The 12,003-nt window shown below is 64.6% G+C and carries 6 protein-coding genes and 1 pseudogene; 5 read left to right on the top strand and 2 right to left on the bottom strand.

Annotated elements, in window-relative coordinates:
• Window positions 1-28: 28 nt before the first annotated feature.
• Window positions 29-219, top strand: a pseudogene (locus AWB79_RS40725) (ferritin-like domain-containing protein); the annotation flags it as partial.
• 211 nt (window positions 220-430) lie between these two features.
• On the opposite strand, the gene AWB79_RS36980 reads toward AWB79_RS40725, so the two are convergent.
• A complete protein-coding gene (locus AWB79_RS36980) occupies window positions 431-1,147 on the bottom strand; it encodes a winged helix-turn-helix domain-containing protein (protein ID WP_061172426.1) in 717 nt (238 codons plus the stop codon).
• A 567-nt stretch (window positions 1,148-1,714) separates the two neighbouring features.
• Here AWB79_RS36980 and AWB79_RS36985 point away from each other — a divergent pair.
• From AWB79_RS36985 to AWB79_RS37000, 4 genes are read left to right on the top strand one after another with little or no spacing between them, the layout of a single operon-like run.
• Window positions 1,715-2,995: an efflux RND transporter periplasmic adaptor subunit gene (locus tag AWB79_RS36985; RefSeq protein ID WP_082862588.1), complete on the top strand. Its 1,281-nt coding sequence runs from the start codon at window positions 1,715-1,717 to the stop codon at window positions 2,993-2,995.
• A gap of 16 nt (window positions 2,996-3,011) precedes the next feature.
• Window positions 3,012-6,137, top strand: coding sequence for an efflux RND transporter permease subunit (locus AWB79_RS36990; RefSeq protein ID WP_061172428.1), 3,126 nt, complete (start codon window positions 3,012-3,014; stop codon window positions 6,135-6,137).
• On the top strand, window positions 6,137-9,451 hold the full coding sequence (locus tag AWB79_RS36995) for an efflux RND transporter permease subunit (RefSeq protein WP_061172429.1): 3,315 nt from the start codon (window positions 6,137-6,139) through the stop codon (window positions 9,449-9,451). The genes AWB79_RS36990 and AWB79_RS36995 overlap by 1 nt, the downstream gene beginning before the upstream one ends.
• Window positions 9,448-10,977 carry an efflux transporter outer membrane subunit gene (locus tag AWB79_RS37000; RefSeq protein ID WP_061172430.1) on the top strand — a complete coding sequence of 510 codons (1,530 nt, stop codon included), beginning with the start codon at window positions 9,448-9,450 and terminating at the stop codon, window positions 10,975-10,977. Before AWB79_RS36995 ends, AWB79_RS37000 begins: the two co-directional genes overlap by 4 nt.
• 56 nt (window positions 10,978-11,033) lie before the next feature.
• On the opposite strand, the gene AWB79_RS37005 is transcribed toward AWB79_RS37000, so the two are convergent.
• Window positions 11,034-11,645: a hypothetical protein gene (locus AWB79_RS37005; RefSeq protein ID WP_082862589.1), complete on the bottom strand. Its 612-nt coding sequence runs from the start codon at window positions 11,643-11,645 to the stop codon at window positions 11,034-11,036.
• Window positions 11,646-12,003: the final 358 nt, after the last annotated feature.

Consider the following 12,003-nt stretch of genomic DNA (forward strand, 5'->3'; position numbering starts at 1 on the left):
GTCTGTCACGCAAGGTGACAAGAAGGTTATCGAATATCTCGACGCCCAGTTGGAGAACAAACTCACAGCAAACAACCAGTATTTCTTGCATGCGGGATGTACGGGAACCGCGACCTCGATGCGGTTAAAAAGCACGACTACGACGAGTCGATCAAGGCAATGAAGGATACCGATGCGCTGATCAAGCGCGTTTTCGTGCTGGAGGCACTTCGTGATCTTTGTCTGGTGAGGCAGACGCTTTTGACCGGGAATCGCGAGGGGGCGCGCGCAGGGTCTCGGCTGAAGCAGGAATCGACAACGTCATTGCGCAGGCTTGGCCTTATGACAAGCTTGATTGCGTGACGGTCGAAACCTAAGCAGTTCACCATCTGTTGATGGTCGAAGACGGTCTGAACGAAGTGCTCGCGATCAAGGCAACATACGGATCTTCTCACGCCCAATAGCCGTCGTCCGGCACGAACATATACCCTGCGCCGCGCAAGGTCTGAATGCGTCGGGGCACGCCAGGGTTGTCTTCCAGCAGACGGCGCAGTCGCCACACCGGCACGTCGATACCGCGCTCCGAGACCGCCGCATGCGGGCCATGCAGCAACTCGACGAGCTGCGCCCGTGAGAGCACCTGCATCGGATGCTGCGTGAACACGACGAGCAGAGCGTATTCGCTCTCCGTGATCTTGAGCGGCGTGCGCTCGCGAAGCAGCGTGCGTGTGGCGAAATCCAGCGTGAAGGGTCCGAAGCGACAGGCCTCGACGTCTCGCGGAAGCGCACACGGACCCTGTATCACCGCCTCGATGCGGGCGAGCAGTTCGTGCGAGGTAAACGGCTTGCCGAGATAGTCGTCAGCGCCGAGCTTCAGTTCGAGCAGGCGGTCGATGTCGCAGCGATGCGCTGTGAGCACGATGACTGGTACGGACTTGCCTTTCCTGCGCAGCGTCTTCAGTGCAGAGAGCGTGTCGATGACCGGCATCGTCAGGTCCAGCACGATGAGAGCAGGCCGTTCCCGTTCCAGGTGATTCTCCAGATCATCCGCACGGGTCAGCACGGTCAGCTTGATGCCATGCTGCTGCAAGAATACATGCAACGGCTCGCCATCGTCGGCTTCGTTGTTGAGAAGCAGCACGTGAAGGGGCGTTTCCATTTCTGGCATGGGCGGCGCGGGCGACGACGACTGGTTCACCGTTGAAGGTCCGCACAGGAAGGATTCCGGTCAAAGACTACAGCGAAAACATTGCACTGCGCGGCTTGACGTCCTGCCTGTTCTTTACCGTTCGTTACGACCGTGAGGGATGCGAATCGTGGGCCAGCAACGCGAGAAACTGACAAATGACCTTCGTTCATTGCTCGCGCCACCCATTCTGACTGATCTGCGCTTCGGGCCATCAAGCCGCGCGGATTTCGTTACCGAATCGTTCGATTCTTCCGAGCATGCAGGGTGGTTGTCATCGCGCGCGTTAGTCTCGATTGTTACGAGCCGACGCGACAGGTAACCTGTATTGGCTGAAGCTCAGTTATCGTCGGCGTTGCGATTCAGCGTGAAGTGCGATGGGCGTGCGGCACGGACGCGCGCTTACCGCAGGCTTACGCATGGTTGCATCCGTCCGGACTCTGCTCTCATCGAGGAGATCTGCATGCTCCGCCGCATTCAATCTTCCGCCGCCCGCCAGAACCGCAGCACGATCGCGCGCGTGGCGATGCCTGTGTTCCGGAGGCGAGCATGACCGCAGCCGCCACGGACGAGCAATCCGGGTCACCCGCACCACTGACACCGCCGCCCACGCCGCCCTCTCAACCGGTGCGTAACAAGCGGCGCTGGGTCCGCTATCTTGTGGCGATCATCGTCCTGATCGTGCTCATTCTCATGGTGTTGCATCTGGTGCGACGCAAGCCGGCGTCGCACGGCGCGCAGGCGCAGGTGGTGAGCGTCGCCAAGGTCGTGCAGGGCGACATGCCCGAAACGCTCAACGCACTCGGCACGGTCACGCCGGTGGCAACCGTGACGGTGCTGCCGCAACTCTCGGGCTATCTGACGGCGGTGGGTTACAAGGAAGGCCAGGATGTCGTCAAGGGTCAGTTCCTCGCTCAGATCGACCCGCGCCAGTATGAGATCGACAAGCAGCAGGCCGAGGCGCAGCTCGCCAAGGACCGTGCCGCGCTCGCGCAGGCGCGAGCCGATCTCGTGCGCTATACGCGCCTGAACGCGCAGAAGTCCATCGCGGAGCAAACCTTCGCCGATCAGCAGTTCACCGTGCAGCAGGACGAAGCGGCCGTGCAGGCCGATCTCGCCAACATCAGGCAGTACGAGCTGGATCTGATCTATTGCCGCATCGTCGCGCCGGTGTCGGGGCGCGTGGGCCTGCGTCTCGTCGATCCGGGAAATTACGTGACCGCGTCGAGCAGTCCGGGCATCGCCGTCATCACGACGATCACGCCGACCACCGTCGAATTCAGCGTGCCGCAGGATTCGCTCGGCAACATCCTCCAGCGCTTCCAGAGCGGCGCGAAGCTCACGGTGACCGCCTTCAGCAGCGACAACACGAAGCAGCTCGGCACGGGCACGCTGTACGCGATCAGCAACCAGATCGTCACGAGCACCGGCACGGTGACCTTACGCGCCGACTTCGCGAACGAGAACAAGGTTCTGTTCCCCAACGAATTCGTCAATGTGAAGCTGCTGGTCGATACGCTGCACGGCGCGCTGCTCGTGCCGACCGCGGCCGTGCAAAGCGGCGCACCCGGCAACTTCGTGTATCGCGTGAACGCGGACGACACGGTTTCCGTGAACAAGGTCGATATTGGCGCGAGCGACGGCGTGCATACCGTCATCACCTCGGGGCTTGCGGCAGGCGCCACGGTTGTCACCGACGGCATGGACCGCCTGAGCGACGGCGCGAAGATCCGCGTGTCGGGCGCGGGGCGCGCGGCGGGTGCGTCCGGTGCGTCGGATGCAAAAGCGGCCTCGGGTCCGTCGTCCGTCTCGGCGGCGCATGCGTCGTGATTGAAGGGCGCGCCCCATGAACCTGTCCCGCCCGTTCATCCTGCGCCCTGTCGCGACGTCGCTGCTGATGATCGCGATGGTGCTGGTCGGCTTCGTCGCGATGCATTTTCTGCCGGTGTCCTCGCTGCCCGATGTCGATTACCCGACCATCCAGGTGCAGACTTTCTATCCCGGCGCGAGCCCCGACGTGATGGCGACCACCGTCACCGCGCCGCTCGAGGTGCAGCTCGGCGAAATCCCCGGCGTGCAGCAGATGATCTCCTACAGCTCGGAGGGCTCGTCGGTCATCACGCTGCAGTTCGATCTTTCGCTCTCCCTCGACGTGGCCGAGCAGGACGTGCAGCAGGCGATCAACGCGGCCAACAGCTATCTGCCGAGCGGCCTGCCCGCGCCGCCGACCTACGCGAAAGTGAATCCGGCCGACCAGCCGATCATGACTCTGGCGATCACGTCGAAGTCGATGTCGCTCACGCAGTTGCAGGACGTGGCGAACAACCGGCTCGGCACGAAGATATCGGAAGTGCCGGGCGTCGGTCTCGTGACGGCGGCGGGCGGCAATGTGCCCGCGGTGCGCGTGGAAGCCGATCCCAACAAGCTCGCGGCTTACAACCTGAACATCGACGATCTGCGCACGCTGCTCGCCAACGTCAACGTGAGCCAGCCGAAGGGCAACTTCGACGGCCCCGAACTCGACTACACCGTCAACTCCAACGACCAGATCACCGATCCGCAGGACTACATGGATACGGTCATCGCCTATCAGAACGGCTCGCCGGTCTATCTGCGCGACGTGGCGCGGGCCACGGCGGGCGCGCAGGACGTCGAGCGCGGCGCGTGGAGCAGCGGCACGCCCGCCATCGTGCTGAACGTGCAGCGGCAGCCGGGCGCGAACGTCATCGCGACCGTCAACCAGATCCGAAAGCAACTGCCCGTGCTCGAATCCGCGTTGCCGGCCGGGATGCAGGTGCGCGTGGTCGCCGACAGCACCGGCGTGATCCGCGCCTCCGTGCGCGACGCCGCGTGGGAGCTCGTGCTCGCGGTCATACTCGTCGTCGCGGTGATCTTCGTGTTTCTGCGCAACCTGCCCGCGACCATCGTGCCGAGCATCTCCGTGCCGGTGTCGCTGGTCGGCACGCTCGCGACCATGTACGAGTTTCACTATTCGATCGACAACCTCTCGCTGATGGCGCTCATCATCGCGACGGGCTTCGTCGTCGATGACTCGATCGTGATGATCGAGAACGTCGTGCGCTATCTCGAAGAGGGCATGAAGCCGCTCGACGCGGCGCTCGCGGGCGCGGGACAGATCGGCTTCACGATTCTTTCGCTGACGCTCTCGCTGATCGCCGTGCTGATTCCGCTGCTCTTCATGGGCGGCGTGATCGGGCGGCTCTTCAGCGAGTTCGCGGTGACGCTCGCGGTGACCATCGTGATATCGGCGGTGGTGTCCCTCACCGTCGTGCCGATGATGTGCGCGCGCATTCTGCGGGCGCGCACGCAGCGCCATCCGAGCCGCTTCGAGCGCATCAGCGAGAACCTGTTCGACCGCACGCAGCACGCGTACGAGCGCGGCCTCGTGTGGGTGCTCGACCATCAGATGCTCACGCTGCTGATCTTTCTGGTGACGCTGGCGCTGACCTTCGTGCTGTATGTCGCGATTCCGAAGGGCCTGTTCCCGACTCAGGACGTGGGCGTGATCGAAGGCATCAGCGTGGCGGACAAGTCGGTGTCGTATGCGGCGATGTCGACGCGTCAGGTCGCGCTCGCCGATGCGATCCTGAAAGACCCGGACGTCGTGTCGCTCACTTCCTACGTAGGCATCGACGGTACCAACACGACGCTGAACAACGGGCGCTTTCTGATCAACCTGCGTGACCGTGACGCGCGTTCCGCTAGCGCCGAGGAGATCGCGCGGCGCCTGACGAACGAGACGGCGAGCGTGCCGGGCATCAAGCTCTATGCGCGGCCCGAGCAGGATCTGACGCTCGACACGTCGATCTCGCCCAACGCCTACAAGCTCACGCTGCGCGGCCCGAGCCAGCAGGTATTGCAGCAATACGTGCCCGCGTTCGTCGCGAAGGTGAAGGCGCTGCACGAACTCACCGACGTGACCAGCGACCTCGACAACTCCGGCCTGGGCGTTCAGGTGATCGTGAACCGGCAACTCGCGGCGCGCTACGGCATCACGCCCGCGACTGTCGACAACGCGCTCTACGATGCCCTGGGCCAGCGCATCGTCTCGACGATCTTCGAGCAGTCGGACCAGCATCGTGTGATTCTGGTGGCGAAGCCCGAGTCGATGGCCACCATCGAGTCGCTCGGCGATCTCTATCTGCCGACCCAGACCGGCACGACGGGGCAGGTGCCCTTGCGCCAGATCGCAACGCTGCATCTGACGACGACGCCGCTCGTCATCAGCCACCTCGCGCAGTTTCCGGTCGCGACGATCTCCTTCAATCTCGCGCCGGGCGCGTCGCTCTCGACGGCGGTGCGGCAGATTCGCGATGCGCAGGCATCGCTCGCGCTGCCCGCATCGATCAGCGTCGCGTTTCAGGGCGCGGCGCAGGCCTTCGAGGACTCGCTCGCAAGCGAGGTCTATCTGCTCGCGGCGGCGCTCATCGCCGTGTATATCGTGCTCGGCGTGCTCTACGAGAGCTTCGTGCATCCGGTGACGATCCTCTCGACGCTGCCCTCGGCCGGCATCGGCGCGCTGCTCGCGCTGATGATCGCGGGCAGCGATCTCGACGTGATCGGGATCATCGGCATCGTGCTGCTGATCGGCATCGTCAAGAAGAACGCGATCATGATGGTGGACTTCGCGCTCGAAGCCGAACGCGAGCACGGCAAGCCGCCGCGCGAGGCGATCTTCGAGGCGTCGCTGCTGCGGCTGCGGCCGATCCTGATGACGACCTTCGCCGCCATGCTCGGCGCATTGCCGATGCTGGTCGGCACGGGAACGGGTTCCGAGCTGCGCCGGCCGCTGGGTCTCGCGATCATCGGCGGTCTGACGGTGAGCCAGGTCCTGACGCTGTTCACGACGCCCGTCATCTATCTGATGTTCGATCGCATGGCGCAGCGCGTGCGGGCGGCGCGCGCGCGGCGCGCGGGCGAATCTGAAGCGGCGGGCGAGGGAGCGCCGTGATGAACCCCTCGGCGCTCTTCATCCGGCGGCCGGTCGCGACAACCTTGCTCGCGATAGCGATTGCGCTGTCCGGCCTGCTCGCGGTGTTCAGGCTGCCGGTCGGGCCGCTGCCGAACACGGCGTTCCCGGTGATCGTCGTGCAGGCGACGATGGCGGGCGCGAGCCCGGAGACGATGGCCGCGACCGTCGCCGAACCGCTGGAGAAGCGCCTGGGCACCATCGCGGAAGTGAACGAGCTCACGTCGATCAACTCGATCGGCACGTCGCTGATCGTCATCCAGTTCGGTCTCTCGCGCGACATCAACGGCGCCGCGCGCGATGTCGAAGCGGCGATTCAGGCCTCGCGCGCCGATCTGCCGACCACCCTGCGCAGCAATCCGACTTATCGCCAGTACAACCCGGCGGAAGCGCCGCTCGCCGTGCTCGCGCTCACCTCCGACACGCTCGCGACCGCGCAGCTCTACGATTCCGCCGATTCGGTCATCCAGCAGCAGTTGTCGCAAATCAGCGGCGTCGGGCAGATCACGGTGGGTGGCGGCGCGCTGCCGGCCGTGCGGGTCGAGTTGCAGCCGGGCAAGCTCAACAGCTATGGCATCGGGCTGGAGGACGTGCGCGCGTCGCTCTCGGCGGCCAACGCCAACAGCGCCAAAGGCCATGTCGACCAGAACGGGCAGCGCTACGAAGTGCTGTCGAACGACCAGATCTCGAAGGCCGCGCCGTATCGTGATCTGGTGATCGCCTATCGGAACGGGTCGCCCGTGATGCTGCGCAATGTCGCGGATGTCGTCGATTCGAACGAAAGCATCCGCAACGCCGGACTCTACAACGGCAAGTCCGCCGTGCTGGTGATCGTGTTTCCGCGTCCGGGCGGCAATATCGTGCGGACTGTGGGACAGATTCGCGCCGTGCTGCCGTCGATCGAAGCGACGCTGCCCGGCGATGTGAAAGTGCACGTAGCGGTGGATCACTCGCAATCGGTGCGCGCATCGGTTGGAGATACCGGGCGCACCTTGTTCATCGCCGTGCTGCTGGTGGTGGGCGTGGTGTTCGTGTTTCTGCGCTCGCCGCGCTCGGCGCTGATTCCGGCGGTCGCGCTGCCGCTGTCCATCGTCGGCACCTTCGGCCCGATGTACCTGCTCGGCTACAGCATCGACAACCTGTCGCTGATGGCGCTCACCATTGGCACGGGCTTCGTCGTCGACGATGCCGTGGTCGTGCTTGAAAACGTGATGCGCCATATCGAAGCCGGCATGCCGCCGCACGAAGCCGCGCTGCAAGGGAGCGGCGAAGTGGCATTCACGGTGGTGTCGATGAGCCTGTCGCTGATCGCCGTGTTCCTGCCGATCCTGCTGATGCCCGGCATCGTCGGGCTGCTGTTCCATGAGTTCGCGGTGACGCTGTCCATCGCGATCCTGATCTCTCTCGTGGTGTCGCTCACCATCACGCCCGCGATGTGCGCCTACGTGCTCAAGCGCGCGCCCGCGCACGGGCAGAGGCCTCGCTGGATCGACACGCAGTTCGAGCGTGCGCTGCAGGCCTATTCGCGCTCGCTCACGGCGGTGCTCGATCATTCGCTGCTGGTGGTGCTCATTCTGATCGGATTGATCGTCGCGAACGTCGCGCTGTTCCGCTTCGTGCCCTCGACGTTTTTTCCCGAGCAGGACAACGGCACGCTGATGGGGCAGATCATCGCGGATCAGAGCATCTCGTTTCCCGCGATGAAGCAGAAGCTCGCGCAATTGCAGGCCATCGTGCAGAAGGACCCGGCCGTGCTGTCGGTCGCGGGTTTCACAGGCGGGCGGGCGCTGAATACAGCGCAGGTGTTCATCGCGCTCAAGCCGCTGAATCAGCGGCATGCGTCCGCGCAGCAGGTGGTGAACCGGCTGCGGCCGAAGCTCGATGCCGTATCCGGCGCGCGGCTCTTTTTGCAGGCGCAGCAGGATTTGCGCGTCGGCGGTCGGCAGTCGGCGGCGGAGTACCAATACACGCTCACCGGCGACGACGCCGACCAGCTTTTCAAGTGGACGCCGAGACTCGTCGAGGCGCTAGGCAAATATCGCGGGCAATTGCTCGACGTGAGTTCGGACCTGCAGCAGAACGGCCTGCAGACGATGGTGCAGATCCAGCGCGCGACCGCCAAGCGCTATGGTTTCGAGCCGAACCAGGTGGACAACGTGCTTTACGATGCGCTCGGCCAGCGCACCGTCTCGACGATCTACAACCCGCTGAACCAGTACGCGGTGGTGATGGAGGTCGCGCCGCCGTACTGGCAATATCCGCAAGGGCTGGACCGCCTGTATCTGTCGACGGCGGCCGGCAACGCGAACGGCACGGCGCAGACGCAGATGATGAAAAGCACCGTCAGCGGCGTGACGGCCGCCACCGCCGTCTCGGCGACGAGCACGTCTTCATCGGCCAATGCGACCAATTCCAGAAACGCCGATGCCGAGGCAAACGCCACCACCAACGCCATCTCCAATTCGAAGGGCGGCACGTCGAGCGGCAGCGCGGACAGTACCGCGGCCGAAACCATGGTCCCGCTCACCGCGCTCGCGAGCTTCTCGACCAACCACACCGCGACGCAGGTGAACCATCAGGGCGGACAGGTGGCCGCGACGCTGTCGTTCAATCTGCCGCCCAACGGCTCGCTGTCGGCGGCGGGGCAGGCCATCGTGCGGGCTAGCGAGGATATCGGCATGCCGGCGTCGATTCACGGCGCGTTCGCGGGCGCGGCGCAGGCGTATGCGCAATCGATGGGCACGGTGCCGCTGCTTATCGCCGCCGCGCTCGGCGTCGTCTATCTGGTGCTCGGCGTGCTCTACGAAAACACCGTGCACCCGATCACGATTCTCTCGACGCTGCCCTCCGCCGGCATCGGCGCGACGCTTGCGCTGCTGATCTTCGGCACGCCGTTTTCGGTCATCGCGATGATCGGCATGATCCTGCTGATCGGCATCGTCAAGAAGAACGGCATCATGATGGTCGATGTCGCCATTCAGTTGCAGCGCCACGAGGGCTACGAAGCCGCGCGCGCGATCCACGATGCCGCCGTCGTGCGCCTGCGCCCGATTCTGATGACCACGCTCGCCGCCGTGCTCGGCGCGGTGCCGCTCGCGATCGGCATCGGCCAGGGCGCAGCGCTGCGCCAGCCGCTGGGCGTGACGGTCATCGGCGGGCTGATACTGAGCCAGGTGTTCACGCTCTATACGACGCCCGTGATCTATCTCTATCTGGACCGGGTGCGCGCGCGGCTCGCCGCCTGGTCCGTCCGGCTGCCGTGGAACCGGCGCCCCGAGTCCGAGGCTGCGCAATGAACTCCCTTCGATTCGCGTTTCGATACGCATCACTGACGCTGTTCGCGATGCTCGCGGCATGCACCGTCGGCCCCGACTATCAGCGCCCGATGGTGTCGGTGCCCGCGACATGGAAAGAGCTCGACGGCTGGACCGCCGCGCGTCCGGACGCCGCGACCCTGCCCAAGGGCGACTGGTGGACCGCGTTCCACGATCCGCTGCTCGATGAGCTGGAGCCGCAGGTGGCGGTATCGAACCAGTCGGTGAGGCAAAGCCTCGCGAACTATCAGGAGGCGTTGGCGGAAGTGCGGCTGGCGCGCGCATCGCTGTTTCCGACGCTCGGCGTGACGGGCTCGGCCACGCGCCAGCGCACGGGCATCAGTCCGAGCACGAGCACGAATACGGCGCTGTTCGGCAACCGCAAGACGGTGAACAACGAGGCCGCGCTGGAAGGCGAGGTGAGCTGGGCGCCGGACTTCTGGGGCGAAGTGCGCCGCACGGTCGAGGAAAGCGCGGCCACCGCGCAGGCGAGTGAGGCGACGTTCGCCAACGCGACGCTCTCCGAGCAGGTGGCGCTCGCCGAAGCGGTCATCGATCTGCGCATTTCGGATGCGAACATCGATCTACTGCAGCAGACCGTGAAGGCCTATACGGAATCGTTGCGCGTGACGCAGAACCAGTCGGATGCGGGCACGATTCCGCCGTCCGATCTCATTACCGCGCGCACGCAGCTCGAAACGGCGCAGTCGAGCCTGATCGCGCTGGGCGTCTCGCGCGCGAAGTACGAGCATGCGATCGCGGTGCTCGTCGGCCGCAATCCCGAGGCGCTCGACGTGGCGCATGGCACCGCGCTGCCCGCGTTGCCCGACATCCCGACGGGCGTGCCGTCCACGTTGCTCGAACGGCGCCCGGACATCGCCGTGGCCGAGCGGCAGATGGCCGCGCAGAATGCCGCGATCGGCGTGGCGGTCGCCGCGTACTACCCGACCATATCGCTGTCGGCGGTGGCGGGCTTTTCGGCCTCGCCGCTCGCGGGGCTGTTCAATATCGCGAACTATGTCTGGTCGCTCGGCGCCAGCGCGACCGAGACGATTTTCGATGGCGGCGAGCGCAGCGCCAAGGTCGATGCGGCGAAGGCCGCCTACGACGCGGCGGTCGCCAATTATCGCGGCACGGTGCTCGGCGCGTTCCAGAACGTCGAGGACGATCTGTCGGGTCTGCGAATTCTCGGGCAGCAGCAGGTCGCGATCGATCAGGCGGTGAAGGACGCGCGCCACGGCGCGGAAGTCGCGCTGAACGAATATCAGGCGGGCACGGTGGATTACACGACGGTCGCGACCGCGCAGGCCACGCAGTTGAGCAACGAGGAGACCGCGCTCAACGTGACGGAGTCGCGGCTCATCGACGCGGCGGCATTGTTCGGCGATCTCGGCGGGGGATGGTCGGCCAACGAGTGGTGCGATGCGCGCGCGGCATCATGCGCGAAGGGCAATCTGTCGTCGGCGTCGCAGTCTGCTTTCGCGCCTGAAGTCGCTCCATCGAGGTAGCAGGCAACGCGACCTGCCGTCACCGATGCGGCATGCGAGCATCACTCACCCGTCGTTCAACCGTCGGGAGGCCGTGCCGGCACCTTCTGCCAGCCGCCGGGACATGCCCGCACGTAAGGGTAGTAGCCCTGCGGCTTGTCGCAGTAGTACCAGACGGCCACTTGCGACGCGCCGCCGCCCTGGTCGTACATGTCCGCGTCGCCGGACTGAGCCTGCCCCTGCTCGATGTACTGCGTAGGTTGGGACACGTCGCCGGACACGTACGGGTAGTAAACGTTGGCGTAGTACGGGGGATAGTAGTACGGATAGAACGGGTAACCGTAGATGAAGCCCGGACCGAAGTAAAAACCGACGCTTACCGATCCGCAGCAGCCGTAATAGCCGCCGTGATAATACCCACCGTGATACCAGCCGTAGCCGCCGTGGTAATAGCCACCGTGGTACCAGCCGCCGCCGTAATATCCGCCATGGTAGGTGCTGCTCCAGTTGCTACCGCCGCTCGCACTGCTGCCGTGGTTTACGCCGCCATAACCGCCATAACCGCCGCCGCCACCGCCGCCATAGCCGCCGCCGTGATACCAGCCGCCGCCTCTGCCCGCGGTGGCCGCGGCGCTGATGCACAGCGCCAGCAGGGCGAACAGAAGCCGGCACAAGTCACGCCTTTTCACGATACTCACCTTGATAGCTATGCGCCTTGTCCGGCACGACACGGGGCCCGCGCGACCTGTATCAGGACTCGCTGCAGCAGCCGGGTAGAATCAGCGCGCACTGGATAGCCTCCAAGACCAGTTTAGGCGTTAGGACGATATTTTTCTTGTCGCGATTTTCTTGTCGCGAGACGAAGACCCATGGCCTGAGGATCAGTGGTGTAGGCAATGTCGTCGAGTCGAATTATGAAAGATCATAAACTTTCGTTTTTCAGTCGCATTGTTTTCTTTGTTAATCGGATGGCGGCCTCAAATCTGAAGTGCAACACCTGTTTCGTATAAGGTGTTGCGATGCACGAAAGAACTCAGTATCAACAGC

Origin of the sequence: Caballeronia hypogeia, assembly GCF_001544875.2 — a bacterium.
Classification (GTDB): Bacteria; Pseudomonadota; Gammaproteobacteria; order Burkholderiales; family Burkholderiaceae; genus Caballeronia; species Caballeronia hypogeia.

Bases quoted from the DNA above. Each gene is read 5' to 3' on its own strand.
- AWB79_RS36980 (WP_061172426.1), bottom strand. From the start codon at position 1,147: ATGCCAGAAATGGAAACGCCCCTTCACGTGCTGCTTCTCAACAACGAA.
- AWB79_RS36985 (WP_082862588.1), top strand. From the start codon at position 1,715: ATGACCGCAGCCGCCACGGACGAGCAATCCGGGTCACCCGCACCACTG.
- AWB79_RS36990 (WP_061172428.1), top strand. From the start codon at position 3,012: ATGAACCTGTCCCGCCCGTTCATCCTGCGCCCTGTCGCGACGTCGCTG.
- AWB79_RS36995 (WP_061172429.1), top strand. From the start codon at position 6,137: ATGAACCCCTCGGCGCTCTTCATCCGGCGGCCGGTCGCGACAACCTTG.
- AWB79_RS37000 (WP_061172430.1), top strand. From the start codon at position 9,448: ATGAACTCCCTTCGATTCGCGTTTCGATACGCATCACTGACGCTGTTC.